Origin of the sequence: Burkholderia sp. Bp8992 (assembly GCF_003853705.1) — a bacterium.
Taxonomy (GTDB): domain Bacteria; phylum Pseudomonadota; class Gammaproteobacteria; order Burkholderiales; family Burkholderiaceae; genus Burkholderia.
Window position 1 is genome coordinate 63563 of sequence record NZ_QTQI01000010.1, and the last position, 24152, is coordinate 87714.

Annotated in this window: 30 protein-coding genes; 5 read left to right on the forward strand and 25 right to left on the reverse strand. The window is 66.3% G+C overall.

Features of this window, described 5'->3' with window-relative positions; all coding sequences use genetic code 11:
- Nucleotides 1–15: 15 nt before the first annotated feature.
- The 3 genes from DIE03_RS16535 to DIE03_RS16545 form a co-directional block, all read right to left on the reverse strand.
- Entirely contained in the window at nt 16–810 is a 795-nt protein-coding gene (locus DIE03_RS16535) for an ABC transporter ATP-binding protein (RefSeq protein WP_124452114.1), read from the reverse strand.
- Nucleotide 811: 1 nt separating this feature from the next.
- Entirely contained in the window at nt 812–1708 is an 897-nt protein-coding gene (locus DIE03_RS16540; protein ID WP_124452116.1) for an ABC transporter permease, read from the reverse strand.
- A 135-nt stretch (nt 1709–1843) separates the two neighbouring features.
- Nucleotides 1844–2809 (reverse strand): ABC transporter substrate-binding protein, encoded by a 966-nt coding sequence (locus tag DIE03_RS16545; RefSeq protein ID WP_124452118.1) that lies wholly within the window; start codon nt 2807–2809, stop codon nt 1844–1846.
- A gap of 331 nt (nt 2810–3140) precedes the next feature.
- Between DIE03_RS16545 and DIE03_RS16550 the strand changes: the two genes are divergently transcribed.
- Complete coding sequence (locus tag DIE03_RS16550) at nt 3141–3449, forward strand: VF_A0006 family four-cysteine protein (RefSeq protein ID WP_124452120.1); 309 nt, start codon at nt 3141–3143, stop codon at nt 3447–3449.
- A 126-nt stretch (nt 3450–3575) separates the two neighbouring features.
- On the opposite strand, the gene DIE03_RS16555 is transcribed toward DIE03_RS16550, so the two are convergent.
- The 4 genes from DIE03_RS16555 to DIE03_RS16570 all read right to left on the reverse strand — a co-directional run bounded on the left by DIE03_RS16555 (nt 3576) and on the right by DIE03_RS16570 (nt 7383).
- The gene (locus DIE03_RS16555; RefSeq protein ID WP_124452122.1) at nt 3576–3908 is read right to left on the reverse strand and encodes a DUF1493 family protein; all 333 of its coding nucleotides are present in this window, start codon (nt 3906–3908) and stop codon (nt 3576–3578) included.
- Entirely contained in the window at nt 3902–4357 is a 456-nt protein-coding gene (locus DIE03_RS16560; protein WP_124452124.1) for an STM2901 family protein, read from the reverse strand. The genes DIE03_RS16555 and DIE03_RS16560 overlap by 7 nt, the downstream gene beginning before the upstream one ends.
- A gap of 394 nt (nt 4358–4751) precedes the next feature.
- A complete protein-coding gene (locus tag DIE03_RS16565; protein WP_124452126.1) occupies nt 4752–5567 on the reverse strand; it encodes a MetQ/NlpA family ABC transporter substrate-binding protein in 816 nt (271 codons plus the stop codon).
- A 205-nt stretch (nt 5568–5772) separates the two neighbouring features.
- The gene (locus DIE03_RS16570; RefSeq protein WP_124452128.1) at nt 5773–7383 is read right to left on the reverse strand and encodes a methyl-accepting chemotaxis protein; all 1611 of its coding nucleotides are present in this window, start codon (nt 7381–7383) and stop codon (nt 5773–5775) included.
- A gap of 213 nt (nt 7384–7596) precedes the next feature.
- Here DIE03_RS16570 and DIE03_RS16575 point away from each other — a divergent pair, with 213 nt between their 5' ends.
- Entirely contained in the window at nt 7597–7887 is a 291-nt protein-coding gene (locus tag DIE03_RS16575; RefSeq protein ID WP_006477740.1) for a YciI family protein, read from the forward strand.
- Between the two features lie 140 nt (nt 7888–8027).
- On the opposite strand, the gene DIE03_RS16580 is transcribed toward DIE03_RS16575, so the two are convergent.
- The 5 genes from DIE03_RS16580 to DIE03_RS16600 are packed head-to-tail and all read right to left on the reverse strand — an operon-like array spanning nt 8028 to nt 12110.
- Nucleotides 8028–8645 (reverse strand): SCO family protein, encoded by a 618-nt coding sequence (locus DIE03_RS16580; protein ID WP_124452130.1) that lies wholly within the window; start codon nt 8643–8645, stop codon nt 8028–8030.
- An 18-nt stretch (nt 8646–8663) separates the two neighbouring features.
- The gene (gene cyoE / locus DIE03_RS16585) at nt 8664–9566 is read right to left on the reverse strand and encodes a heme o synthase (protein ID WP_006477738.1); all 903 of its coding nucleotides are present in this window, start codon (nt 9564–9566) and stop codon (nt 8664–8666) included.
- Nucleotides 9567–9574: 8 nt separating this feature from the next.
- The gene (locus DIE03_RS16590; protein WP_124452132.1) at nt 9575–10687 is read right to left on the reverse strand and encodes a heme A synthase; all 1113 of its coding nucleotides are present in this window, start codon (nt 10685–10687) and stop codon (nt 9575–9577) included.
- Between the two features lie 25 nt (nt 10688–10712).
- Nucleotides 10713–11339, reverse strand: a complete 627-nt coding sequence (locus DIE03_RS16595) for a cytochrome C oxidase subunit I (RefSeq protein ID WP_124452134.1) — start codon at nt 11337–11339, stop codon at nt 10713–10715.
- 60 nt (nt 11340–11399) lie between these two features.
- Nucleotides 11400–12110 carry an SURF1 family protein gene (locus DIE03_RS16600; protein WP_260434902.1) on the reverse strand — a complete coding sequence of 237 codons (711 nt, stop codon included), beginning with the start codon at nt 12108–12110 and terminating at the stop codon, nt 11400–11402.
- An 84-nt stretch (nt 12111–12194) separates the two neighbouring features.
- Between DIE03_RS16600 and DIE03_RS16605 the strand changes: the two genes are divergently transcribed.
- The gene (locus DIE03_RS16605; protein WP_059688661.1) at nt 12195–12404 is read left to right on the forward strand and encodes a twin transmembrane helix small protein; all 210 of its coding nucleotides are present in this window, start codon (nt 12195–12197) and stop codon (nt 12402–12404) included.
- Nucleotides 12405–12575: 171 nt separating this feature from the next.
- Here DIE03_RS16605 and DIE03_RS16610 read toward each other — a convergent pair whose 3' ends face one another.
- From DIE03_RS16610 to DIE03_RS16640, 8 genes are all read right to left on the reverse strand, one after another.
- Nucleotides 12576–13433 carry a cytochrome c oxidase subunit 3 gene (locus DIE03_RS16610; RefSeq protein ID WP_124452137.1) on the reverse strand — a complete coding sequence of 286 codons (858 nt, stop codon included), beginning with the start codon at nt 13431–13433 and terminating at the stop codon, nt 12576–12578.
- Between the two features lie 167 nt (nt 13434–13600).
- Nucleotides 13601–13801: a DUF2970 domain-containing protein gene (locus tag DIE03_RS16615; RefSeq protein WP_124452139.1), complete on the reverse strand. Its 201-nt coding sequence runs from the start codon at nt 13799–13801 to the stop codon at nt 13601–13603.
- 16 nt (nt 13802–13817) lie between these two features.
- Nucleotides 13818–14426, reverse strand: a complete 609-nt coding sequence (locus DIE03_RS16620) for a cytochrome c oxidase assembly protein (RefSeq protein ID WP_124452141.1) — start codon at nt 14424–14426, stop codon at nt 13818–13820.
- Nucleotides 14427–14461: 35 nt separating this feature from the next.
- The gene (locus tag DIE03_RS38310) at nt 14462–14602 is read right to left on the reverse strand and encodes a cytochrome oxidase small assembly protein (RefSeq protein WP_034179107.1); all 141 of its coding nucleotides are present in this window, start codon (nt 14600–14602) and stop codon (nt 14462–14464) included.
- An 80-nt stretch (nt 14603–14682) separates the two neighbouring features.
- A complete protein-coding gene (gene ctaD / locus DIE03_RS16625) occupies nt 14683–16290 on the reverse strand; it encodes a cytochrome c oxidase subunit I (RefSeq protein WP_021163746.1) in 1608 nt (535 codons plus the stop codon).
- 43 nt (nt 16291–16333) lie between these two features.
- Nucleotides 16334–17929, reverse strand: a complete 1596-nt coding sequence (gene coxB / locus DIE03_RS16630) for a cytochrome c oxidase subunit II (protein ID WP_124452143.1) — start codon at nt 17927–17929, stop codon at nt 16334–16336.
- A 57-nt stretch (nt 17930–17986) separates the two neighbouring features.
- Entirely contained in the window at nt 17987–18511 is a 525-nt protein-coding gene (locus tag DIE03_RS16635; protein WP_124452145.1) for a DUF2244 domain-containing protein, read from the reverse strand.
- Nucleotides 18512–18706: 195 nt separating this feature from the next.
- Nucleotides 18707–19672, reverse strand: coding sequence for a methyltransferase domain-containing protein (locus tag DIE03_RS16640; protein ID WP_124452147.1), 966 nt, complete (start codon nt 19670–19672; stop codon nt 18707–18709).
- 81 nt (nt 19673–19753) lie between these two features.
- Here DIE03_RS16640 and DIE03_RS16645 point away from each other — a divergent pair, with 81 nt between their 5' ends.
- Together DIE03_RS16645 and trmL are read left to right on the forward strand one after the other, a co-directional pair.
- Entirely contained in the window at nt 19754–20551 is a 798-nt protein-coding gene (locus tag DIE03_RS16645) for a ComF family protein (protein ID WP_124452149.1), read from the forward strand.
- A 105-nt stretch (nt 20552–20656) separates the two neighbouring features.
- Entirely contained in the window at nt 20657–21127 is a 471-nt protein-coding gene (gene trmL / locus DIE03_RS16650; protein WP_124452151.1) for a tRNA (uridine(34)/cytosine(34)/5-carboxymethylaminomethyluridine(34)-2'-O)-methyltransferase TrmL, read from the forward strand.
- Between the two features lie 34 nt (nt 21128–21161).
- Here the strand turns inward: trmL and DIE03_RS16655 are convergent, their stop codons facing one another.
- The 5 genes from DIE03_RS16655 to DIE03_RS16675 all read right to left on the reverse strand — a co-directional run bounded on the left by DIE03_RS16655 (nt 21162) and on the right by DIE03_RS16675 (nt 24072).
- Nucleotides 21162–21686 (reverse strand): O-acetyl-ADP-ribose deacetylase, encoded by a 525-nt coding sequence (locus DIE03_RS16655; RefSeq protein ID WP_124452153.1) that lies wholly within the window; start codon nt 21684–21686, stop codon nt 21162–21164.
- A gap of 92 nt (nt 21687–21778) precedes the next feature.
- Complete coding sequence (locus DIE03_RS16660) at nt 21779–22777, reverse strand: NAD(P)H-dependent glycerol-3-phosphate dehydrogenase (protein WP_124452155.1); 999 nt, start codon at nt 22775–22777, stop codon at nt 21779–21781.
- A 25-nt stretch (nt 22778–22802) separates the two neighbouring features.
- Nucleotides 22803–23285 (reverse strand): protein-export chaperone SecB, encoded by a 483-nt coding sequence (secB, locus tag DIE03_RS16665; protein ID WP_011353285.1) that lies wholly within the window; start codon nt 23283–23285, stop codon nt 22803–22805.
- Between the two features lie 107 nt (nt 23286–23392).
- Nucleotides 23393–23653, reverse strand: a complete 261-nt coding sequence (gene grxC, locus DIE03_RS16670; protein ID WP_006477722.1) for a glutaredoxin 3 — start codon at nt 23651–23653, stop codon at nt 23393–23395.
- On the reverse strand, nt 23650–24072 hold the full coding sequence (locus DIE03_RS16675; protein ID WP_124452157.1) for a rhodanese-like domain-containing protein: 423 nt from the start codon (nt 24070–24072) through the stop codon (nt 23650–23652). Before DIE03_RS16675 ends, grxC begins: the two co-directional genes overlap by 4 nt.
- Nucleotides 24073–24152 lie beyond the last annotated feature (80 nt).

The following is a 24152-nucleotide window of genomic DNA, read 5'->3' on the forward strand; positions in this document are numbered from 1 at the left end:
CGCGCCGGCCGCCCGTCAGCCGAGCAGCAGCGCGTCGTCGTCGAGCTGCTCGTGACGCACCTTCTCGAACATCTGCAGCAGGTCCGGCACGTCGAGCCCCTTGCGCGCGTCGCCCGACACGTCGAGCACGACCTGCCCCTGGTGCAGCATCACCGTGCGGTCGCCGTAGTCGAGCGCCTGCCGCATGCTGTGCGTGACCATCATCGTCGTCAGCTTGCTCTCGGCGACGATGCGTGCGGTCAGCTCCAGCACGAACGCGGCCGTCTTCGGGTCGAGCGCGGCCGTGTGCTCGTCGAGCAGCAGGATCCGCGACGGCCGCAGCGACGCCATCAGCAGGCTCACGGCCTGCCGCTGGCCGCCGGACAGCAGCCCGATCCGGTCGGTCAGCCGGTTCTCGAGGCCGAGGTTCAGGAGCCGCAGCTTGTCGCGGAACAGCTCGCGCGACGGCCGGTCGAGCGCTGCGCGGAAACCGCGCCGCACGCCGCGCGCCATCGCGAGCGCCATGTTCTCCTCGATCGTCAGCGCCTCGCAGGTGCCGGCCATCGGATCCTGGAACACGCGCGCGACGAGGTGCGCGCGATCCCACGCGGCCTTGCGCGTCACATCCGTGCCGTCGATCGCGATGCGCCCCGCGTCGACCGGCTGGTCGCCGCTGACCGCATTGAGGAAGGTCGACTTGCCGGCGCCGTTCGAGCCGATCACCGCGACGAACTGGCCGTCGGGAATCTCGAGCGACAGCCCGCGCAGCGCACGCGTCTCGATCGGCGTGCCGGGATTGAACGTGAGTTTGAGATCTTGTGCGGACAGCATGTCATGCCCCTCCGTTCTTGCGCGCGAACAGCTTCTTGCGCGTCGCCGGCAGCACCAGCGCGATCGTGACGAGCGCGGCCGTCACGAGGTTCAGATCCTGTGCCTTCAGGCCGATGAATTCGCTGTTCAGCGCGAGCGCGATGAAGAAGCGGTAGACGATCGCGCCGAGCACGACGGCGAGCGTCGTCAGCACGAGCCGGCGCGCGGGCAGCAGCGTCTCGCCGATGATCACGGCGGCCAGCCCGATCACGATCGTGCCGATCCCCATCGAGATGTCCGAGCCGCCCTGCGTCTGCGCGAACAGTGCGCCGGCGAGCGCGACGAGCGCGTTCGACAGCGCCATCCCGGCGAGCGTCGCGCGGCCGGTTGCGATGCCTTGCGCGCGCGCCATCCGCGGGTTCGCGCCGGTCGCGCGCATCGCGAGGCCGAGCTGCGACGAGAAGAACCAGTCGAGGCCGAGCTTCGCGACCACGACGACGATCGCGAGCAGCGCCGGGCGCAGCACGTAGTCCGGCATCCAGTCGGGCTGCAGCACGGTGAACAGCGTCGGCTCGGTGATCAGCGGCACGTTCGGCCGGCCCATGATCCGCAGGTTCACCGAATAGAGCGCGATCATCATCAGGATACTGGCGAGCAGATCCATGATCTTCAGGCGCACGTTCAGCCAGCCGGTGATGAAGCCGGCCACCGCGCCCGCGACGATCGCGATCAGCGTCGACGTGAACGGATCGTAGCCGGCCGAGATCAGCGTCGCGGCGACGGCGCCGCCGAGCGGAAAGCTGCCGTCGACGGTGAGGTCGGGGAAGTTGAGGATGCGGAACGAGATCAGCACCCCGAGGGCGACGAGACTGAAGATCAGGCCGATCTCCAGCGCGCCCAGAAACGAGAACAGAGACATGATGGGGAAATCCTGTTGCTTCCCGGCCGGACGTGTACGGCCGGGCGAAGCGAACGGGCGGCTCCGGGTGGGAGCCGCCCGTCCGGCGATGTCGTCCAGGCCCGGATCGGGCCTGCAAGCGCGGCGGTCGGCCGCTTACTTGATGACCGTCTTCGCTTCCTTCACGAGATCCGGCGCCAGCGTGACGCCCTGCTTCGCGGCCGCGCCCGTATTCGCGAACAGTTCGAGGTTGCTGCTCGTCTCCGATGCGATCGCGCCCGGCTTCTCGCCCTTCAGGATCCGCGCGACGACCTTGCCCGTCTGGCGGCCGAGGTCGCCGTAGTTGATGCCGAGCGCCGCGATGCCGCCGCGCTTCACGCTGTCGGTGTCGCCCGCGACGAGCGGGATCTTCGCCTCGTTCGCGACCTTCACGAGCGCTTCGTACGCGGACACGACGTTGTTGTCGGTGTTCGTGTAGATCACGTCGACCTTGCCGATCAGGCTCTTCGCGGCCGGGCCGATGTCGACGGTACGCGGCGCGGCCGCTTCCTTCAGCGTCATGCCCTGCTTCGCGAGGATCTCCTTGAGCTCCTTCACGACGACGACCGAGTTCGCCTCGCCCGGGTTGTAGACCATGCCGACCGTCTTCGCATTCGGCACGACGCGCTTGATCAGCGCGACCTGGCGATCGAGCGGCAGCTTGTCGGATACGCCCGTCACGTTGGTGCCCGACGGGCCCCAGCCTTTCACGAGCTGCGCGGCGACCGGATCGGTGACGCCCGAATAGACGACCGGCACGCTCTTCGTCGCGGCAACGACCGACTGCGCGGCCGGCGTCGCGATCGCGACGATCACGTCGGGCTTGTCGCCGACGAACTTGCGCGCGATCTGCGCGGCCGTGCCCGTGTTGCCCTGCGCGCTCTGGTATTCCCACTTGAGCTTGTCGTCGCCGTAACCTTCCGCCTTCAGTTCGGCGCGCACGCCGTCGCGGATCGCATCGAGTGCCGGATGGTCGACGATCGACAGCACCTTGACGGTCTGTGCATGCGCGGCGCCTGCCAGCGCGAGTGCGGCGACGCCGGCCGTGATCGAACGGATGGCGAAATTCTTGAAACGCTGCATGGGTGTGTCTCCCCCGTATTGTGTTGGTTCTGGATGATGGATTCCCGCCGCCGTCGGGCGGGCGCCGCCGCACGTACGAGACGCGGCGAGCGGCCCGCGCACGCTCCGGGAAAGCGTGCGGCGGCGAACGCACGAGGATACCATTTCCGCAGACCACCGCCTGACTACCTGCTTTCGCCAGACACGCCGGATCGCGGCCCTCGCCGGGGTCGGAGAACGCGCGCAAGGCCCGTCCGGCGGCGGCTCCGGCCCGCGCCGGCCAACGCGTCAGCCGCGCTCGCGGCTTTACGTTATGCTGTCGGCCGACCCAATCCACTCCATCGGAGAGCAGATGAAACGGGGAATCCGAGCCATCGCATTCGCGGCCGTCGCGCTGGCGCTGCCCGGTGCGGCATTCGCGCTGACCGACGGCAGCGAGCAATACGACAACTGCATGCTCAATGCGCTGCGCGAAAGCCGCAACGGCGCGGCGGCGCAGCTGATCCAGCGCTCCTGCGACGCGCTGTACCGCAACAACGCGATGCTGCTGCCGCGCGAACGGCGCTTTCACGAGTGCGTCGTGCAGTCGCTGCCGGGCGTGCGCGACAACTACGCGATCCAGCAGATCATGTCGATCTGCTCGCGGCGCGGGGAGATGTGAACGGGCGGCGGACGCCGCGCCGTCGCCCCGCCTTCACGCGCACCGATATGAAAAAAGGGGCTGCGCGATGCTTGCATCAACGCCGCACGGCGCCCCCCTCAGGCCGCAGGCAAACCCGGTGAGCAGTCAGTCGTAGAGCCAGCGTCCCGCTTTTGCCGATGCGATCAGCATTCGAATATTCAGATCCGGTACACGATGGATCACTTTTTTCTTAAATGGATTGATCAAGTCAAGAAACGAAGAATCGTCCTCCGGATAATACTTTTTTATATCGAATCCACTTATATCAACATTGAATTTCATCGAATACTCCCGCATCAGATCCTCGACCTCACAATCGTCAAAATCCAAGTCCAGATCCAAATCTGTACTTTCCGTTATCTCATCAGCCATGAACGATATAGAGAATCCGGACTTTTTCCTTATAAATTCAATCACCTCCTTCTCAAGATCTACCATAGCCCATCCTCCTCTGTTGCAACTCTATTGTAGTGAGCCACCGTCTTGCCAGCAATAATGGAAATATCCCTTGCAAGAATTACCCAACCCAGCACGGGGATCGTTCTTCCTGCAAAGGTTCCGATGTTTCTGGCCAACCTGATTTTCAAATTTCTCACCGGGCCGCCCACCAGTGTTGGCAATTTCAAACCAAACGGGAATTGAGCCTTTTGAAAAACTCTTCTAGAGTATTTGCTTGCAAGCGAAGTTCCCTGTATCGCGCCGATCGGCTTTGTCCTGGTCGGCAAATTATTTCTACCAAGCAAGATCATGCCAACCGACACGGCATCATCGACGCCCAACTGATTCATCGTTTCGTCGACCATGATCCAGAAGAACAGTTCTCCCGCAGTCAAATTGACCATCCCATAATAATGGCAAGCCCCATTCAATTTCCCGACAGCATCCATTCAGCGTCCTCGTTCATAATTTTTAAAACTGCTTTTTAGTCTAACGAAGACATACGGTTACCGTGCCGACAAACCCGGCCGATCGATTGGCTGATCGCACCGCAACGATGGCGGAATTTCACGCGAAAAGAATCGTTATTCGGCTCGGCGTGAACAACGACGGGACGCGGCGGGATGCCGAAGAGAGAATGTGCATACCGATTCCGAATTGGAGCGGCCGTGCACACTCGCCATATGAACGTGACGAACCGTTATCAAACGGCTTTTATCCATGAGCGCCAATGCCATTGCGGCGTGTAATCTTCAAGCTGCTCCTGAATCTCGAAAGCACCCCGATCGCACATAAAAAAAGGCCTGCATATATGCAGGCCTTCGTTCGGTCGCCCGATCGCGTTCAGAACGACGCGACCATCGAGCCCTTGAACTGCTTCTTGATGAATTCCTTCACTTCCGGCGACTGGTACGCCTTGACCAGCTTCTTCACCCACGGCTGATCCTTGTCCTTCGCGCGCACGGCGATCAGGTTCGCATACGGGCTCGTCAGCGCTTCGAGCGCGATCGCGTCCTTGGTCGGCTGCAGGTTCGCGGCCAGCGCGTAGTTCGTGTTGATCACGGCGGCGTCGACGTCCGACAGCACGCGCGGCAGCTGCGCGGCGTCGAGTTCGGAGATCTTCAGCTTCTTCGGGTTCTCGGCGATGTCGAGCACCGTCGCGTTGTTGCCGCCCGTGCCGGCGCCGGCCTTCAGCTTGATCACGCCTTGCGTCTGCAGCAGCAGCAGCGCGCGGTTCTCGTTCGACGGATCGTTCGGCACCGCGATCTTCGCGCCTTGCGGCAGGTCCTTCAGCGCCTTGAACTTCTTCGAGTACACGCCGATCGGCGAGATGTAGGTCAGGCCCGCGCTGACGATCTTGTAGCCGCGCTGTTTCACCTGGCTGTCGAGGTAGGGCTGGTGCTGGAAGCTGTTCGCGTCGAGGTCGCCCGAGTCGAGCGCCGCATTCGGCTGCACGTAGTCGTTGAACTCGATGACCTTCACGTTCAGGCCTTCCTTCTCCTTCGCGACCTTCTGCACGAGCTGCCACACTTCCGAATCCGGGCCCGCGACCGTGCCGACCTTGATCACCTTGTCTTCGGCGTGCGCGCCTGCCGACAGCGTCAGCGCGGCGCCGGTGGCCAGCACGGAAAATACCTTCAGGAGACTGCGACGCTTCATCTGTTTCTCGCTTTCTTGCTTGACTGAAATGGGGCGCGATACGGGTAAGCCCCGACTCGCAGGAAGGGGCAAATGGTGTCACAGGATCAGCGGGAAGTGAAATACATCCCGCTCATATGGGTATGCACCGCAGCGGTGCTGCCGGTCGCTGCACGACTCGTCCGTTAGTTGCGTTTCTGGCGTGCCGCGCCTCGGCCGGCCCGCGTCACATCGCTACCGCCTCGTCGGCCGCCTGCCCGCCGGTCCGACGCAGCGCCAGCCCGCCGGTGTCGCGGACCCGGAACGCGCCGACCGCGTCGCGCAGCCGCGCGGCCTGTTCCTGCAGCGACGCGGCGGCCGCGGCGGCCTCCTCGACGAGCGCCGCGTTCTGCTGCGTCACCTGGTCCATCTGCGTGACCGCGCGCCCGACCTGCGTGATGCCGCTCGCCTGCTCCTCGGACGCGGCCGCGATCTCGCCCATGATGTCGGTCACGCGCGCGACGGCCTGCAGGATCTCGCCCATCGTCGTGCCGGCCTGGCCGACCAGCGTCGAGCCGTTGCGCACGCGCTCGACCGAGTCGACGATCAGCTCGCGGATCTCCTTGGCGGCCGTCGCACTGCGCTGCGCGAGCGAACGCACTTCGCCCGCGACCACCGCGAACCCGCGGCCCTGCTCGCCCGCGCGCGCGGCCTCGACCGCCGCGTTCAGCGCCAGGATGTTGGTCTGGAATGCGATGCCCTCGATCACGCCGATGATGTCGGCGATCTTGCGCGAACTGTCGTCGATCTCGCCCATCGTGCCGATCACGCGGTTCACGACGTCGCTGCCGGTGCGCGCGATGTCCGATGCGTTGTTCGCGAGCCCGCTCGCCTGCCGTGCGTTGTCGGCGTTCTGCTTCACGGTCGCGGTCAGCTGCTCCATGCTCGCGGCCGTTTCTTCCAGCGACGCGGCCTGCTCCTCGGTACGCTGCGACAGGTCGTCGTTGCCGGCCGAGATCTGGCGGCTCGCCGACGCGATCGATTCGGCCGACTGGCGGATCCCGCCGATCGTCGCCTGCAGCCGCGCCTGCATGTCGTGCATCGCGGCCATCATGCTCGTGCGGTCGCCCGCGCGCACCGGCACCGGCTGCGTCAGGTCGCCCTGTGCGATGCGCGCCGCGAGCGCGGCCGCTTCGTCGGGTTCGCCGCCGAGGCTGCCGCGGACGTTGCGGATGATCACCAGCATCGCCGCGCTGATCACGAAGCCGATCACGAACACCACCGCGAGGTGGCCCAGAAGCGTCCGGTAATAGAGGGTATCGATGTCCTTCAGGAACACGCCGCTCGAGATGTTCCAGTCCCACGGCGCGAACCGCGTGACATAGCTGATCTTCGGCACGGCCGTCTCGCTGTGCGGCAGCCGCCCGCGGTATTCGGCGAAACCGCTGCCGGTCGCCTTCGCGGCGTTCAGGATCGTCACGAACAGCGGCTTGCCGTCCGGATCGAGATAGTCGCCGACCTGCGTGTCGACGAGCTTCGGCAGCGTCGGGTGCATCAGCACGACCGGCTTCGAGTCCATCACGAATACGTAGCCCGAATCGCCGTAGCGCATCGCGGCGAGACGAGCGAGCGCATCGCGCTTCGCGTCGGCCTCGGGCAGCGTGCCGCTCTGCGCGAGCGCGTGATACGCCTTCACGATGCCGGCCGCGGAATCGACGAGATTCGCGATGCCTGCCTTGCGTTCGGCGAGCATCGTCGCGCGCGTCTCGTACGCGCTCCATGCGCCGACGCCCAGGAGACCGATCCATACCAGCGCAAGCGCGAGCCACAGCTTGCGGTTCAAACTCATTTTGCTCATCTGCGTGCCTCTGTCGATGTCGATGCGCGCGAACGGCCTGTCCCGCGCAAACGGTTGCTCATTTATTTACGGCAACGAGGCTTACAACTTGAATACACGCCCGCATGGCGAACCGGCGCACGACGGGCCGCGCCGGCGCGACAGCCGCGATCCGCTGTGCTACAAAGACCGGCTGACCGGCGCGCCACGCGCCGGCGTCATCCAGGGCCATCCATGTACGTCATCGACATCCACTACACCGCGTCGCTCGAGCGCATCGACGACGCGCTCGAACGCCACCGCGCGTATCTGCAGCCGCAGTTCGACAAGGGCATCTTCATCGCGGCGGGGCCGAAGGTGCCGCGCGAAGGCGGCGTGATCCTCGCGGCCCGCATCGATCGCGACGAACTCGACGCGATCCTCGAGACCGACCCGTTCGTCACCGAAGGGCTCGCGACGTATCGCGTGACCGAATTCCGGATCACGCGCGCGGCGTCCGGCTTCAACGTGCCGGCGCTGCCGTAACGCGACGCCGGCGCATCACGCGCGCAGGCAAACGCGCCGCCCGGCGGGCAGCGCGTGCAGACAACGGGAAAGGAGGGAAAGCGTGACGGCGCGGGTTGGCCGTCACGTGATCGCCGGGCCGTGCGCCCGGCGGCTGCCGGTCAGCCGACCAGCAGCTTCAGGTCGTGGACCCACGGGGCGGGACCCTGGCCGTCGCGCACGAACAGGCGCAGCTTGCCGTCGCGGTCGAACACATAGCTCGCGGCCGTGTGATCCATCGTGTAGCTGTCGGGCGTCTTGCCGGGCACCTTCGCGTAGTACACGCGGAAATCCTTCGTGACCTTCTTCAGCGCCGCTTCGTCGGCCGGCCGCAGGCCGACGAACGACGGGTCGAACGCGGGCACGTACTGGCCGAGCAGCGCCGGCGTGTCGCGCTCCGGATCGATGGTGACGAACAGCACCTGCACGCGCTTCGCGGCATCGGGCCCGAGCTGCTTCAGCGCTTCGGACAACTCGGCCATCGTCGTCGGGCACACGTCCGGGCAGTGCGTATAGCCGAAGAACATCACGACGGCCTTACCCTTGAAATCGGCGAGCGTACGCACCTTGCCGGCCGTATCGGGCAGCGAGAAATCGCTGCCGAACTGCGTGTTGCCGGTGATGTCGAGATTCTGGAATTTCGGCGCGTTGTCGCATCCGGCGAGCAGCAGCGCTGCCGTGAATGCGCACGCGAGCATCCAGCCTTGGCGCGCGCGGCGCCCGAACCGTGAATGGAGCATTGCGTTCAAACCGTGCGGTTACACGCCGAGCAGCGGGCGTGCGTAGTGATCGACGAGCAGCGCGGCGAACAGCAGCGACAGGTAGACGATCGAGTAGCGGAAGGCCTTGCGGGCAAGTTCGTCCGAATAGTCGCGGTGGATCTTCCACGCATACGCGAGGAACACCGCGCCGAGCAGCACCGCGCTCGTCAGGTAGACGGCCCCGCTCATCCCGGAGATGAACGGCATCAGCGTGACGGCGAACAGGATCACCGTGTACAGCAGGATGTGCAGCCGCGTGAATTTCTCGCCGTGCGTGACGGGCAGCATCGGCAGCCCCGCGTTCTCGTAATCCTTGCGGCGATAGAGCGCGAGCACCCAGAAATGCGGCGGCGTCCACACGAAGATGATCAGCACGAGGATCCACGCGTCGCCCGGCACCGCGCCGGTGACGGCGGCCCAGCCGAGCGCCGGCGGCATCGCGCCCGACGCGCCGCCGATCACGATGTTCTGCGGCGTCATCGGCTTGAGCAGCAGCGTGTAGATCACCGCGTAGCCGACGAACGTCGCGATCGTCAGCCACATCGTCAGCGGGTTCGTGAACGTATAGAGCGTCCAAGCGCCGACGCTGCCGAGCACGGCCGAGAACAGCAGGATCTGCGGCGTCGTGATCTCGCCGCGCGCGGACGGGCGCCACGCGGTACGGCGCATCATCGCGTCGATCTTCTGTTCGACGAGGCAGTTGATCGCGAACGCGGCGCCGGCCAGCAGCCAGATGCCGACCGTGCCGCCGATCAGCACATGCCAAGGCACCATGCCCGGCGTCGCGAGGAACATGCCGATCACCGCGCAGAACACCGCGAGCTGCGTGACACGCGGCTTCGTCAGCGCCATGTACTGGGAGAAGCGGCTACCGGGCGATTGGGAGAGGGTGCTTTGCATGGGGACGGTCACGCCGGGGCGGCGTCGCGCGCAGGCTGCGCGACACGGCCGGGGCGGCTTGAAAGGATGCGAAAGTTTAACATGACGACGAGCAGCAGCAGGACCGCGGCCCCGCCGTTGTGCGCGACGGCGACCGGCAGCGGCCACTGCAGCACGATGTTGGTCAGGCCCGTCACGAACTGCAGCAGCACGACCAGCAGCACGCCGTTCGCGGGCCGCCGCAGCGATTCGAAGCGGCGCATCTTCAGCGCGAACGCGACCAGGTACGCGACCACGACGAACGCGAACGTGCGGTGCGTCCAGTGGATCGCGACCAGCGCGTCCTGCGTGATCGCGTCGCCGTCCTTCGTCATCCCGAGCGCGCGCCACAGATGGAAGCCGTGCTGGAAATCCATCGGCGGGATCCACTGGCCGTTGCAGGTCGGGAAGTCGGTACACGCGAGCACCGCGTAGTTGGTGCTCACCCAGCCGCCGAGCGCGATCTGCACGACCAGCAGCACGAGCGCCGCGAGCGCGGCCGCACGGAAGCGCCCGGCCTCCGGGTCATACGACGGCAGCGGGGTCTGCCGCGCCGCGAGCCAGCCGAGCGTGCCGAGCAGCATGAGGCCGAGCAGCAGGTGGATCGTGACGATCACCGGCTGCAGCTTCATCGTGACCGTCCACGCGCCGAACGCACCCTGCACGAGGATCAGCAGCAGCAGGCTCGTCGGCCACCACGGCGACACGTGCAGCGGGCGGCGGCGCAGGCGCGCGACCCACGCGATCACGACCTGCGCGATGATCAGCACGCCGATCGCCATCGCGAAATAGCGGTGGATCATCTCGATCCACGCCTTCGTCATGCTGACCGGCCCCGTCGGCATCGCCTGGTGCGCGGCCGAGATCGCGGCGTGCGCGATGAACGGCGACGACGTGCCGTAGCAGCCGGGCCAGTCGGGGCAGCCGAGCCCCGAATCGGTCAGGCGCGTGAAGCCGCCGAACATCACGAGGTCGAGCGTCAGGAACGTGGTGATCCACACCAGCTTGCGAAACTTGTCGTCGTCGGCCTTCACCCACACGTACGACAGCGGCAGCAGCGCGATGCAGAAGCCGATCAGGCCGAGTTGCAGTAGATACGACATCGGAATGGTGCCTCGTTCTCTCGCCTTAACCGATGCTCGACCACTTCAGCAGCTTCGTCACGTCCGACTTGATCTTGCTGGGATTCGGGTCTTTCGGGAAACGCATCATCAGGTTGCCGTTCGGATCGACCATGTAGATGTGGTCGCTGTCCTTCGTGCCGGCGTCGGCCGGCAGCCATGCGGCCACCGCGGCCGGATCGGCGACGAGCCGGCGCGTGTCCGGATAAGCATCCAGCACCTTCTGCGGCGTCGCGCCTGCGTCGCTGCGCAGCCACACCATCGTGATCCGGTGCCGCTCGCCCGCCTGCGTGACGCGGATCTGGCGCATGAAATAGAGCTTCTGCGCGCACGCGTCGTCGCACGCGCTGCGGTCGGTCATCACGAACAGCCACACGCCGCGCAGCGACGACAGCGGCACCGTCTTGCCGGTTTCGTCGGTCACCTGCAGATCGGCCGGGATCGGGCGCTGCGGCTCGATCAGCGTGCCGTAGTTCGTCGACCCGCCCTTCGGCTTGATCACGTAATAGGTGAAGTACGACGCGATCATCGGTGCGGCGCACACGAGACCCAGCAGCACGAGCATCCAGCGGCCGCGCTTGCGGGCCGCAGGCGAGATCGGCGCAGCGGCCGGACCCTGACGGGAAGATTGCATGGACAAATCAGACCTCTCGAAACGAACCCGCGGCGCCGGCGCCGCGTCCTGGGATGGCGCTCATGCGCCGGCCGACTTCTTCGCCGCACGCCGCGCGGCGTACAGGCCGAAGCCGAGCGCGGCCGCCGCCATCGCCCACCACTGAAACATGTAACCGTAATTGCGCTCGACGCCGGTCGTCGCCGCCGGCCAGTCGCGCACGAGCTTGTCGCCGTCGTCGCTCGTCTGCTGGATCACGAACGGCTGCAGCGGCAGCCCCGTTTCCTTCGCATACGCGGCGACGTCCAGGTTCTGCCGGATCTTCTGGTGCGCGGCCGACCCGCCTTCGCCGAGCTCGAACGCACGCGATGCGTCGGCACGCGCGATGCCGACGATCTCGACGTCGCCCGCCGGCGTCGCGAACGGCTCGATCGCCGTGCGATCGGCAATATTGCGCGGCAGCCAGCCGCGGTTCACGAGCACGACGCCGCCGCCCGTGAGTTTAAACGGCATCACGACGTAAAAACCCGGCTGGTCGTTATACGGCCGATTGTCGAGGAACACCGCCTGCTCGGGCAGGAACCGGCCCCTGGCCCGCACGCGATGAAACTCGATCGACGCGAGCGGCATCGGCTGCGCGCCGACGTCGACGGGCACCGCCTGCTCGTAGCGCGCGATGCTCGCCTGCAGCGCTTCCTTCTGGTGCGCGCGGTCGCGCTGCCAGAACCCGAGCCGGATCGTGACGGCGACGACGACGAGGATCAGCAGCGCGGGCAGCCAGCGGATCTTCATCATGCGGCCCGCCCGGCACCTGCGCGAAAGCGAAGTGCGATAATTATCCTCTTCCTTTCGAATTGCCGTCGTCCGGTTCGCGTCATGCACATACTCGTTCCCATCGCCTTCGTCCTCATCATTGCCAGCATGGGCTCGGCGCTCTACTTCATGATGCACGACCGCGGCCACACGAAGCGCATGGTCTGGTCGCTCGCCACCCGCGTCGGGCTGTCGGTGTCGCTGTTCCTGCTCATCCTGGTTGCGAACTGGATGGGCTGGATCCATTCGACCGGACTGCCGATCGGGCGTTGATGCCGTTGCCGCGGCCGCCGCTGTGACATTTCGCCGCATGGCCGCGCCACCAAGCAAAAGCGCCGCCTGACTGAGTCGCGGCGGCGCCAGGGTGGTATCGGCAGGCAGCGGCGCTGCCCGGCGACACCAATGAAAACGGCCCGCGCATTGCTGCGCGGGCCGTTGTTCCATTTACAGCCAGTAGACGACGACGTACAGGCCGAGCCAGACGACGTCGACGAAGTGCCAGTACCACGCGGCGCCTTCGAATGCGAAGTGATGATCGGGCTTGAAGTGGCCGCGGATCATCCGCACCAGCACCACCGCGAGCATCGTGCCGCCGAGGAACACGTGGAAGCCGTGGAAGCCGGTCAGCAGGAAGAACGTCGAACCGTACACGCCCGAGTTCAGCGTCAGGTTCAGTTCGTTGTACGCGTGGTAGTACTCGAAGCCCTGCAGGAACAGGAAGCAGATACCGAACACGAGCGTCGCGGCCAGCCAGGCGATCGCCTTCTTGCGATGATCGTCACGCAGTGCGTGGTGCGAGATCGTCAGCGTCACGCCCGACGACAGCAGGAACGCGGTGTTCAGCGTCGGGACCGGCCACGGGCCCATCGTCTTGAAGTGACCGGCGAGCGCGGCGGGGCCTTCGTTCGGCCACACGGCGGAGAAATCCGGCCAGATCAGCTTGTAGTCGAGGCTGCCGAGCTGGTGCAGCGCGATTTCACGTGCATAGAACAGTGCGCCGAAGAACGCGCCGAAGAACATCACTTCCGAGAAGATGAACCAGCTCATGCTCCAGCGGTACGACTTGTCGACGTTCTTGCCGTAATGACCGCCTTCCGATTCGGCGATCGCGTCGCCGAACCAGTGATACAGCGTGAAGAGCAACCACAGCAGGCCGAGCAGCGCCGTAAACGGCGCCCAGTCGTGACCGTTGATCCACAGCGCCGCCGATCCGAGCATGACCAGCAGGCCGATGGCTGCACTGATCGGATGGTGCGACGGATGCGGCACGAAATAGTACGGGGTCTGGTTTTGACCGCTCATGCTTGATTCTCCACTTCTGTCCAATTTGTGTACCGGAAACCGCTCCGGCTTTATTTCTTGCGCGGCACGACTGCACCGCTCTTTCCTGCGCGCAGCACCGTGGCGCCGCGCACTGCATTCTTTCGTGGCCGCCGGCCGCTCTAGCCGCTGGCCGCTGGCCGCGCGCCTCAACCCACGACGGCACGCACGATCAGGATCAGCACGCCGATGAACATGCCGGCCGCGAGCAACGCGACGATCAGCACGTGCAGCGGATTGAGCTGCGTCGCATCGGCCTCCAGGTCGCGCCGCTTGCGCACCCCGAAGAACGACCAGAGCACCGCTTTCAGCGCCTGGCCGAACGTCCCGCTCCGCTTGACTTCCGTCATCGCCCCGCCTCCGTCGTCATGCGTCCGGCTTCGCCGCGCCCTGCGCCGCGGTACTCCGCTGCGCCGGCGCCGGCGTGGCCGGCGTATTCAGCTCGAAGAACGTGTACGACAGCGTGATCGTCTTCACGTCCTTCGGCAGTTTCGGATCGATCACGAACACCACCGGCATCTTGCGCGACTCGTTCGCGGCCAGCGTCTGCTGCGTGAAGCAAAAGCACTCGATCTTCTTGAAAAACTCCGTCGCCTGCTTCGGCGCGTAGCTCGGAATCGCCTGCGCCACGACCGGCCGGCCCTGCCCGTTCGTCACGTCGTACACGATCGTCGTCAGTTCGCCCGGATGCACGTCGAGGCTGTTGTGCTCCGGCTTGAAACCGAGCGGCCCGCGCGCGTTCGCATCGAACTCGACCGACACCGTACGGCTGGTGTCGACCTGCGAGTTCTTCACCTCGCGCTCGCTGACGTCGCGCTGCACCAGGTTGTTGATGCCGGTGATCTGGCAGATCGCCCGATACATCGGGATCAGCGCGAAGCCGAAACCGAACATCAGCGCGGCCACGACAAAGAGCTTCACCAGCATCGAACGATTGAACGCGCGATCGACGGCGCCCTCTTCCGGCTTCGACATACGACTACTTCCTCGCTACTGCGTCAGTTACTGCATCAGTGAGTGGACAGCCACCACTGCTTGATCACGACACCCACAAAGAAAACGGCGGCGATGACGAGCAGGATGAGGCCGAGCCGCTTGTTGCCCGCGCGAATCTGCTCGGGCGTTCGTCTTTCTTGTGGATTCCGGGTCATCTGAAACTTCGCTGAAACTTCAGTTCCGCGCCCGCCGCGCCTGCCTGCACGGCAGGCAGCGGCGGAGCGCACTGTGCAACTTACTCGACGTGCGGCGGTTGCTCGAACGTGTGGAACGGAGCCGGGCTCGGCACCGTCCACTCGAGGCCCGTCGCGCCATCCCACGGCTTGTCCGACGCCTTTTCCAGCTCGCCGCCGCCACGGTAGGCCGGCAGCGCGACTGCGAACAGGAAGTACACCTGCGCGAGGCCGAAGCCGAATGCGCCGATCGTCGCGACCTGGTTGAAGTCCGTGAACTGCGCCGGGTAGTCCGCATAGCGGCGCGGCATGCCCGCGAGACCGACGAAGTGCATCGGGAAGAACGTCAGGTTGAAGAAGATCATCGACGCCCAGAAGTGGATCTTGCCGCGCGTCTCGTTGTACATCCAGCCCGTCCACTTCGGCGCCCAGTAGTACCAGCCCGAGAACAGCGCGAACAACGAGCCGGCCACCAGCACGTAGTGGAAGTGCGCCACCACGAAGTAGGTACCGTGATACTGGATGTCGAGCGGCGCCATCGCGAGCATCAGGCCCGTCAGGCCGCCGAACGTGAACACGAACAGGAAGCCGATCGCGAACAGCATCGGGGTTTCGAACGTCATCGAGCCGCGCCACATCGTCGCGAGCCAGTTGAACACCTTCACGCCCGTCGGCACCGCGATCAGCATCGTCGCGTACATGAAGAACAGCTGGCCGGTGACCGGCATGCCCGTTGCGAACATGTGGTGCGCCCAGACCATGAACGACAGGATCGCGATCGATGCCGTCGCGTACACCATCGAGCTATAGCCGAACAGCGTCTTGCGTGCGAACGCCGGGATCACCTGCGACACGATCCCGAACGCCGGCAGAATCATGATGTACACCTCGGGGTGGCCGAAGAACCAGAAGATGTGCTGGTACATCACCGGATCGCCGCCGCCTGCCGCGTTGAAGAACGACGTGCCGAAGTGGCGGTCGAACAGCACCATCGTGATCGCGCCTGCCAGGACCGGCATCACGGCAATCAGCAGGTACGCGGTGATCAGCCACGTCCACGCGAACATCGGCATCTTCATCAGCGTCATGCCCGGTGCGCGCATGTTCAGGATCGTCACGACGATGTTGATCCCGCCCATGATCGACGACGCGCCCATGATGTGGACCGCGAAGATCGCGAAGTCCATGCCCGGGCCCATCTGCGTCGACAGCGGTGCATACAGCGTCCAGCCGGCGGCCGTCGCGCCGCCCGGCGCGAAGAACGAGCCGACCAGCAGCACGGCCGCGACCGGCAGCAGCCAGAAGCTGAAGTTGTTCATCCGCGCGAACGCCATGTCGGATGCGCCGATCTGCAGCGGAATCATCCAGTTCGCGAAGCCGACGAACGCCGGCATGATCGCGCCGAACACCATGATCAGGCCGTGCATCGTCGTGAGTTCGTTGAAGAACTCCGGACGCATGATCTGCAGGCCCGGCTCGAACAGCTCGGCACGGATGCCGAGCGCCATCACGCCGCCCGACAGGAACATGATGAACGAGAACAGCAGGTACAGCGTACCGATGTCCTTGTGGTTGGTGGCGAACAGCCAGCGACGCCAGCCGTGCGGCATTTCGTGCGCGTGGTCGTCGTGCGCGTGGTCCGCGGCTACGTCGTGCCCGATGCTAGACATGAGAATCTCCTAATGCGAATACGTCGACTAACTCAGCGACACGTCAAGCCGCCGGACCGATCTCGACACGCCGGGCTTCCTTGGCGTCAGCCCCGCCCGTGATCGTTTCCGGCTTTTTCATGATGATGTGGTCTTCCGCCACGCCTGCAGCCTTCAGCGCGTCGCGCACGGCCTGTGCACGATGCTTCGCCAGTTCGGCGTTTGCGTCGGCCGAGCCCGTCTTGTCGGTGAAGCCCGACAGTGCCAGCTTCGCGTCCGGATGTGCCTTCGCATAGTCGACTGCGGCGGCGATCGCCGCTTTCGCGTCGGCCGGCAGCACGCTCTTGCCCGTTTCGAAGTAGATCGTCGACAGCGCGGCCGATGCCGCTGCAGCCGGCTGCTCGGCGGCGCCCGACGCGGCTTGCGCCGGTGCCGAAGCCGCTTCCGCCGGAGCGGCTGCCGCGCCTGCCGTGTCTTCCGGCATCTTGCCGTTGCGCGCGTCAGCCACTTGCTTCGGCTGCAGCAGGTCGTTCTTGTGGTTGCCCCACGAGTTGCGTTCGTACGTGACGACCGAAGCGATGTCGAGGTCCGACAGCGACGCCCACGACGGCATCGCGCCCTTGCCGTGCAGCACGCGCTCGACGTGCGCGGCGATCGGGCCGTTCACGATCGGGCTGCCGTCCATGGCCGGGAACGCGCCGAGGCCCTTGCCGCTCACCTGGTGGCAGGCCGCGCAGTTCGCCTTGTAGACTTCCTCGCCGTGCGCGACGAGTTCGGCCATCGTGTAGACCTTGTTCGGGTCGACCGCCGCGCTGGCCAGCTTGGCCTTCTGCGCGGTAACCCACTTCGCGTAGTCGTCGTCCGACAGCACTTCGACCACGACCGGCATGTACGCGTGTTCCTTGCCGCACAGCTCGGTACAGAAACCGCGGAACGTACCGACCTTGTCGGCCTTGAACCACGTGTCGCGCACGAAGCCGGGGATCGCATCCTGCTTCACGCCGAACGCCGGCACGTACCACGAGTGGACGACGTCGTTCGCGGTCGTGATGATGCGGATCTTCTTGTTGACCGGCACGACGAGCGGGTTGTCGACTTCCTGCAGATAGGTGTCGGTGATCGGCTTCTTGCCCATCACTTCGTCACGCGGAGTGGTCAGCGTCGACAGGAAGCCGATGCCCTCGCCCGGGCCCTTCACGTAGTCGTAGCCCCACTTCCACTGGTAGCCGGTGACCTTGATCGTGAGATCGGCGTTCGTCGTGTCCTTCATCGCGACGACGGCCTTCGTCGCCGGCAGCGCCATCAGCACGACGATGACGAACGGCACGATCGTCCAGATGATCTCGACGGTCGTGCTTTCATGGAAATTGGCGGCCTTGTGGCCCTTGGATTTGCGGTGCGCGAAGATCGAATAGAACATCACGCCGAACACGCCGACGAAGATCACCGTACACAGGATCAGCATCATCGTGTGGAGATCGTAGAGCTCCTCGGCGATCTTCGTGACAGGCGGCTGAAAGTTGATCTCGTTGACACGGGGGCCGCCCGGGCTATCACCGACCGCCAGGGCCGCACCGGCAAAGAGCAATCCGCTGCATGCCAGCACGCCCGCGAGGGCTCGCTTGATTGTTTTCATAGCATCCTTACCCAAAATTTCCATTCAAACCCTCCCCCGTCGCAAGCCGCCGGCCTGTTCCCGGCCGGTGCCCGCGCCTCGTCAGCCGCAGCGCCTGAGCGACACGCGCAGTTCGTCGGCGAACTGCGCGCGCTTGTACTGCGCGAGATGCTGCCCGATTACGACGGTCTGCCCGCGCGATACCAGCCGAATCGGATCGCGTGGCGTCGCACCCGGCTCGACCCGCACCCAGCGCGGGTTGAATTCGATCTGCGTGAGCCGCTCCGCATCCATCCGCTCGATCACGAGCCGATGCGGATACAGCCTGATGCGCTCGTAGTCGACCGCATGGCGAGCATAGATCGCAAATGCGACACCCACTGCCAGCAACTCGACTCCGGTAAAGGGCATGACGAGCCAGGCCCCTCTCCACATCAGCAACGTCGCGATCGCCAGCGAGAAGCCCGCGAGCGACGCGTAAAACAGCACGAACTGGCGTGGCGACACCGAACAGTTGCGTTTCATCAGCCAGTCTTCGAGAACCGGCTCGCCGTTCGTCGTCTCCGCCGAAACCCTCGCTGCTTCCATCGCCGCCTCACGCGAATGGCATGCGATGCATGCCTGCATCGGACTCGTCGCCCCGTATTGCGGGGACCCCGGGACGACAAGCTGACGCATTATAGGCGGGTTCAATGGCATCCACAAGCAAGCGGCTATCGCCCGCCAAGCCAAGCGCGACAAGCTTTTCGGCCATTTTTCGCGCCATTTCGACCGCGCCTCGCGCCGCTAATTTCAGACATAACAAAACCCCTCTTTACCGCTTTACCGATTCTTCGGACGCCCCTTGCCGATATCCTCGATGCGCACGATCCCGTGCCCTTCGGCGGTCGTGCGCGGTACGGCCTTCCATGCGTGGCCGTAGATCACCTCGAAGGTCAGCGGAATCGTGCCGTCCTCGCGCCGGCGCGCCTCCAGCGCGTCGCCGAGCGCCGCGCGAAAGCGCCGCGTCGCGTGCCGCGGCGCCGTGCGCTCGAACGGATAGGCGCCCCAGCGGCGCACGTCGGCCAGCAGGGAATCGGGGGATTTGTAGGTGACGGTCAGCACTTCCTGATCCATCACGGGAATCTCGAAGCCGCTCTCGACGAGCATGTCGCCGAGGTCGTGCATGTCGACGAAATCGATCACGCGTGCGGCCGGCGGCGCCATGCCGAGCGCCGCTTCGGCATCCGCGCAGGCCGCGCGCAGCTCGCGCAGCGTGTCGGGGCCGAGCGTGCTGAACATCAGCAGGCCGTTCACGCGCAGCACGCGCTGCCATTCGGGCAGCACCGCGTCGGGGCGTGAATGCCAGTGGAGCGCGAGATTCGACCAGATCAGGTCGAATGCGCCGCCCGGGAACGGCAGCGCGGCGAAATCGGCCTGCGCGACGCGCGGGCCGCGCTGGCCCAGCGCACGGCCGAGCGACGCCGGCAGCCAGCGGCGCCAGCTGGCCTGCTCGACTTCGCGCTGACCGGCCCGCGCGAGCATCGCGCCGGACAGGTCGACGCCGAACACGGGGGCTTCCGGAAAGCGCGCACGCAGCGCCGGCAGGTCGTCGCCGGGGCCGCAGCCGGCATCGAGCACGGCCGCGGGGCTCACCTTGATGTATTCGAGACGCTCGTTCATCCGCTGCGCGATCTCGCGCGGCAGGAACGCGACCGCGTCGAACGTGGCGGCGCGGCGGTCGAAGATCCGCCGCAGGCGCCTGGCGTCATTGGCCGGACGGCCGGTGGAAGTCGAAGCTGGGGACATGTCGGGCACACTGGCGAAGAGCCCGAAGTATACTCGCTCGCCCCGGAAGCTTCATTGAGGCGGGGTGGCAGGAGTGTTGCGATGATCCGCAGTTCCGCCGAGCGCACGATGCGCGTCGTTTTGTCGCAGGTTCGCGTGCTGGCGGCGAAGGTCGCCGCAGTCGCGTTGCCGAATCGCTGCGCACTGTGCGGCAATTTGTCACACGCCGTGATATGCGATGCTTGCGACGCCGCGTACTGGAATGAAGCGCGATTGCGCTGCGACGCCTGCGCGCTGCCGCTGGGCGTCGGGCAGGCGCATGCGCGCCGTGGCGCGCGCACTGCCGCCGGCCACCCGGCCGCGTATCGGTGCGATACATGCCGCACCGCCCCGCCGCCGTTCGATGCGACGCTCGCACTCGCGGATTACCGCGCGCCGCTCGACGGGCTCGCGCGCGGCCTGAAGTTTCACGCGCGGCTCGCGCTCGGCGCCGAATTCGCAGCGCGGCTCGCGCGGCTGGTCGACGATACGCCGGGCGCGAGCGGTTTCGACCTGGTCGCGCCGGTGCCGCTGTCGCACCGGCGGCTCGTCGCACGCGGCTACAACCAGGCGTGGGCGATTGCACGTCCGCTCGCACATCGGCTCGGGGTCCGCGCGGACGCGGCACTCCTCGCACGCGTCGCCCACACGGCACCGCAGTCGCGGCTCGACCGGCAGGCCCGGCGCGACAACGTGATGGCGGCGTTCGCGGTGGCCGGTGATGTCGCCGGTCGCCACATCGCGCTCGTCGACGACGTGATGACGTCCGGCGCGACGCTCGCGGCCGCCGCGCACGTGCTGAAGGCGGCGGGCGCCGCGCGCGTGACGAATCTGGTTGCGCTGCGCACCGCCAGGGATTAATTAGATAGGGAGGCCGGCCGCGCCAACGCGGCCGCTGCCGTCACGAACCGGCCGGCCGGGAACGCGCACGTTGCGCCGCCCCGGCCGGCCCAGCCAAACCGAAACATGTTCAACGTCGTCCTCGTCGCCCCCGAAATTCCGCCGAACACCGGCAACGTGATCCGCCTGTGCGCCAATACGGGCGCGCACCTGCACCTGATCGAACCGCTCGGCTTTCCGCTCGACGACGCGCGGATGCGCCGCGCCGGCCTCGACTATCACGAGTACGCGCAGATGCGCGTGCACCGCGACTGGGACGCATTCGTCGCGTCCGAGGCACCCGATCCCGCGCGGATGTTCGCGTTCACGACACGCGGCTCGGGCCGCTTCCACGATCATGCGTTCCTGCCGGGCGACTGGTTCGTGTTCGGTTCCGAGACGCGCGGCCTGCCCGCCGAACTGCTCGAGCGCTTTCCGAACGAACAGCGCGTGCGCCTGCCGATGCGGCCGGACAACCGCAGCCTGAACCTGTCGAACACGGTCGCGGTGGTCGTATTCGAGGCGTGGCGCCAGGCCGGCTTCGAAGGTGGCGCCTGACGCTCGCCGGGCATCACCCGCCGCGCGGAATGCCTCAGGCCCGCGTGAGCCGCACGCGATACAGGTCGTAGATGTCGGGGGAGAAGCACGCGAACACCACGCGTGCGAGGCTCGGCGCCTGCGGCAGCATTTCGGCGACGGTGCCGACCGCGATGCCGACGGCCTCTTCAACGGGATAACGGTAGATTCCGCAGCTGATTGCGGGGAACGCGATCGACGTCGCGGCGACCTCCTCGGCCAGCTCGATCGCCCGCCGGTAGCACGACGCGAGCAGGTCGGCCTCGCCGCGCCCGCCGCCGTACCACACGGGGCCGACCGCATGGATCACGTAACGCGCCGGCAGCCCGTGGCCGCGCGTGAGCTTCGCGTCGCCCGTGTCGCAGCCGCCGAGCGTACGGCACTCGGCAAGCAGGCCGGGGCCGGCTGCCCGGTGGATCGCGCCGTCGACGCCGCCCCCGCCGAGCAGCGAGCCGTTCGCCGCGTTGACGATCGCGTCGACTTCGAGCGTCGTGATGTCGACGACCTGCGCGTCGAGCGTGGTGGAACCGATCTGCAGCATGACACCCTCCCGGAACGCCGGAGACTGTTCAAGCGTAGTCCGCTTTGGCGCCGCGCGCCCGGTGCAACCGCAGCGGCGAGCGCCGGTTCGCGCTACTCGGCGCGCGCGTCGCGCCGCAGCAGGCCGCTGACCGCGTCGCGCGGCGCGATGCCGTCGAACAGCACGCCGCACACGGCTTCGGTGATCGGCATTTCGATCGACTGCGCACGCGCGAGCGCCAGCACGGCCTGCGCGCAGCGCACGCCTTCGGCCACGTGGCCGAGCGCACCGAGGATGTCGTTCAGCGTGCGGCCGGCCGCCAGTTGCAGGCCGACCGTGCGGTTGCGCGACAGGTCGCCCGTCGCGGTGAGGATCAGGTCGCCGAGGCCCGTGAGGCCCGTGAAGGTTTCCGCGCGGCCGCCGAGCGCGACGCCGAGCCGCGACATTTCGGCGAGGCCGCGCGTGATCAGCGCGGCGCGCGCGTTCAGCCCGAGGCCGAGGCCGTCGGCAATGCCGGTCGCGATCGCCAGCACGTTCTTCACCGCGCCGCCGACCTCGACGCCGACCACGTCGTCGCCCGTATAGATCCGCATGGCGCCGTGATGGAACGCGGCGAGCGTGCGTTCGCGACACTCGGCCGACGTGCTCGCCACCGTCAGCGCGACGGGCAGCGACTGCCCGACCTCGCGCGCGAAGCTCGGGCCCGACAGCACGCCGTTGCTCTGCTGTTCGGGCAGCTCGGCAGCGATCACCTGGTGCGGCAGCAGATGCGTGTCGGCCTCGAAGCCCTTGCAAACCCAGACGATATGCGCAGGCACGCAGCCCGCGTCGCGCATCGCGCGACACAGCGTGCGCAGCCCGGCCACCGGCGCGGCGATCACGCACAGCGCGTCGTCCGCGGCGCCATGCGCGAGCGCGGCGCCGAGATCGGCGTCGTAGCGCAGCGCGTCAGGCAGCGCGATGCCGTCCAGATAGCGGGAATTTTCGTGCCGGGCCTGCAGCCCGGCGATGAGCGCGGCATCGCGCGCCCACAGAAGCGTATCGTGCCGCGCGGCCAGATGGCCCGCGAGCGCGGTGCCCCAGGCACCGGCGCCGAGAACGGCTACTTTCATACCCAGCACCGGTCCGAGTGAAACGTCAGTTCAGCGTCGTGCCGTTCGGCGCGCCTGCTGCGGCGCCGGCCTGCTGCTGAAGCTGCGCGAGACGCTGCTCGTACAGCGCCTGGAAGTTGATTTCCGCCAGGTGGATCGGCGGGAAGCCCGCGCGCGTGATCGCGTCGGCGATGTTCGAACGCAGGTACGGGAACAGGATCGTCGGGCATGCGATGCCGACGAGCGGGTCGAGCTGTTCGTCCGGAATGTTGCGGATGTCGAAAATGCCGGCCTGCTTCGCTTCGATCAGGAACGCGACCTTGTCCTTCACCTTCGCCGTGACGGTACCCGACACGACGACTTCGAACACGCTTTCCGCGAGGCGGTCGGCCTTCACGTCGACTTCGACTTCAACCGACGGCATGTCCTGCTCGAGGAAGATCGCCGGCGAATTCGGCTGCTCGAGCGACATATCCTTCAGGTAGACGCGCTGGATGTTGAAGAACGGTTGGTTTTCGACGTCGGACATGGTGTTTCCCTAAAAGTGGTGACGGAGCGGCCCGGCTTCTCGCCGGCCGCCACGGATGAATCCTGCGCGCCCAAGCCGCGGCGCGGCCGGCGGCCATTCTGCCCTAATCAGGCCGCTTGCAGAAGCGGAACGAGGCCGCCTTCGCGGTCGAGCTTCGACAGATCGTCGTAGCCGCCGACGTGCGTGTCGCCGATATAGATCTGCGGCACCGTGCGGCGCCCCGTGCGCGTCATCATTTCCTCGCGGCGGGCCGGATCGCGATCGATCAGCACCTTTTCGATCTGCTCGACCCCGCGCAGCTTCAGCAGGCGCTCAGCCTGCATGCAATACGGACACACCTGCGTGCTGTACATCAAAACCTTGTTCACTTCGCCACTCCTTGTTTGACGACCGGCATCCCGGCCTGCTGCCAGGCGGCCACGCCGCCTTCGAGCACGTGCACTTCGGCGTAACCCGCCGCCTCGACCTCACGCGCCGCCTTCTGCGACTGCTGGCCGTTCTGGCAGACGAGCAGCACCGGCGTGCTCTTGTTCTTCGCGACCTGCGCAATTTTCGCGCCGATCTCGCCCGCGGCGACCTGGCGCGCCGACGGCAGGTGGCCGGCGGCGAAATCGGCCGCGGCACGCACGTCGATCACGATCGCGTTGCGGCGGTTGATGAGTTGCGTCGCCTCTGCGGCCGACAGGCCGCCACGGCCGCGGCGCAGTGCGGGCCAGGCCAGCAGGCCGCCGGAGACCACCAGGATCGCGATGAGGGCCAGGTTCGTGTAATCGGTAAAGAACGTCACGGAATTCCGCCGGAAAAAGAGAAATCGGATGAGGACAATCCCGCCATTATAAAATAACCGTCTTGCGCGATGGCGGGCCC

Bases quoted from the DNA above. Each gene is read 5' to 3' on its own strand.
- DIE03_RS16550 (WP_124452120.1), top strand. From the start codon at position 3,141: ATGAAACGGGGAATCCGAGCCATCGCATTCGCGGCCGTCGCGCTGGCG.
- DIE03_RS16575 (WP_006477740.1), top strand. From the start codon at position 7,597: ATGTACGTCATCGACATCCACTACACCGCGTCGCTCGAGCGCATCGAC.
- cyoE (WP_006477738.1), bottom strand. From the start codon at position 9,566: ATGCAAAGCACCCTCTCCCAATCGCCCGGTAGCCGCTTCTCCCAGTAC.
- DIE03_RS16635 (WP_124452145.1), bottom strand. From the start codon at position 18,511: ATGCAGGCATGCATCGCATGCCATTCGCGTGAGGCGGCGATGGAAGCA.
- coxB (WP_124452143.1), bottom strand. From the start codon at position 17,929: ATGGAAATTTTGGGTAAGGATGCTATGAAAACAATCAAGCGAGCCCTC.
- secB (WP_011353285.1), bottom strand. From the start codon at position 23,285: ATGTCCGACGTCGAAAACCAACCGTTCTTCAACATCCAGCGCGTCTAC.
- DIE03_RS16620 (WP_124452141.1), bottom strand. From the start codon at position 14,426: ATGTCGAAGCCGGAAGAGGGCGCCGTCGATCGCGCGTTCAATCGTTCG.
- DIE03_RS16545 (WP_124452118.1), bottom strand. From the start codon at position 2,809: ATGCAGCGTTTCAAGAATTTCGCCATCCGTTCGATCACGGCCGGCGTC.
- DIE03_RS16645 (WP_124452149.1), top strand. From the start codon at position 19,754: ATGATCCGCAGTTCCGCCGAGCGCACGATGCGCGTCGTTTTGTCGCAG.
- DIE03_RS16535 (WP_124452114.1), bottom strand. From the start codon at position 810: ATGCTGTCCGCACAAGATCTCAAACTCACGTTCAATCCCGGCACGCCG.
- DIE03_RS16600 (WP_260434902.1), bottom strand. From the start codon at position 12,110: ATGAAGATCCGCTGGCTGCCCGCGCTGCTGATCCTCGTCGTCGTCGCC.
- DIE03_RS16570 (WP_124452128.1), bottom strand. From the start codon at position 7,383: ATGAGCAAAATGAGTTTGAACCGCAAGCTGTGGCTCGCGCTTGCGCTG.
- trmL (WP_124452151.1), top strand. From the start codon at position 20,657: ATGTTCAACGTCGTCCTCGTCGCCCCCGAAATTCCGCCGAACACCGGC.
- DIE03_RS16640 (WP_124452147.1), bottom strand. From the start codon at position 19,672: ATGTCCCCAGCTTCGACTTCCACCGGCCGTCCGGCCAATGACGCCAGG.
- DIE03_RS16595 (WP_124452134.1), bottom strand. From the start codon at position 11,339: ATGCAATCTTCCCGTCAGGGTCCGGCCGCTGCGCCGATCTCGCCTGCG.
- DIE03_RS16580 (WP_124452130.1), bottom strand. From the start codon at position 8,645: ATGCTCCATTCACGGTTCGGGCGCCGCGCGCGCCAAGGCTGGATGCTC.
- DIE03_RS16660 (WP_124452155.1), bottom strand. From the start codon at position 22,777: ATGAAAGTAGCCGTTCTCGGCGCCGGTGCCTGGGGCACCGCGCTCGCG.
- DIE03_RS16555 (WP_124452122.1), bottom strand. From the start codon at position 3,908: ATGGTAGATCTTGAGAAGGAGGTGATTGAATTTATAAGGAAAAAGTCC.
- DIE03_RS16615 (WP_124452139.1), bottom strand. From the start codon at position 13,801: ATGACGGAAGTCAAGCGGAGCGGGACGTTCGGCCAGGCGCTGAAAGCG.
- ctaD (WP_021163746.1), bottom strand. From the start codon at position 16,290: ATGTCTAGCATCGGGCACGACGTAGCCGCGGACCACGCGCACGACGAC.
- DIE03_RS38310 (WP_034179107.1), bottom strand. From the start codon at position 14,602: ATGACCCGGAATCCACAAGAAAGACGAACGCCCGAGCAGATTCGCGCG.
- DIE03_RS16540 (WP_124452116.1), bottom strand. From the start codon at position 1,708: ATGTCTCTGTTCTCGTTTCTGGGCGCGCTGGAGATCGGCCTGATCTTC.
- DIE03_RS16610 (WP_124452137.1), bottom strand. From the start codon at position 13,433: ATGAGCGGTCAAAACCAGACCCCGTACTATTTCGTGCCGCATCCGTCG.
- DIE03_RS16655 (WP_124452153.1), bottom strand. From the start codon at position 21,686: ATGCTGCAGATCGGTTCCACCACGCTCGACGCGCAGGTCGTCGACATC.
- DIE03_RS16605 (WP_059688661.1), top strand. From the start codon at position 12,195: ATGCACATACTCGTTCCCATCGCCTTCGTCCTCATCATTGCCAGCATG.
- DIE03_RS16590 (WP_124452132.1), bottom strand. From the start codon at position 10,687: ATGTCGTATCTACTGCAACTCGGCCTGATCGGCTTCTGCATCGCGCTG.
- DIE03_RS16560 (WP_124452124.1), bottom strand. From the start codon at position 4,357: ATGGATGCTGTCGGGAAATTGAATGGGGCTTGCCATTATTATGGGATG.
- DIE03_RS16565 (WP_124452126.1), bottom strand. From the start codon at position 5,567: ATGAAGCGTCGCAGTCTCCTGAAGGTATTTTCCGTGCTGGCCACCGGC.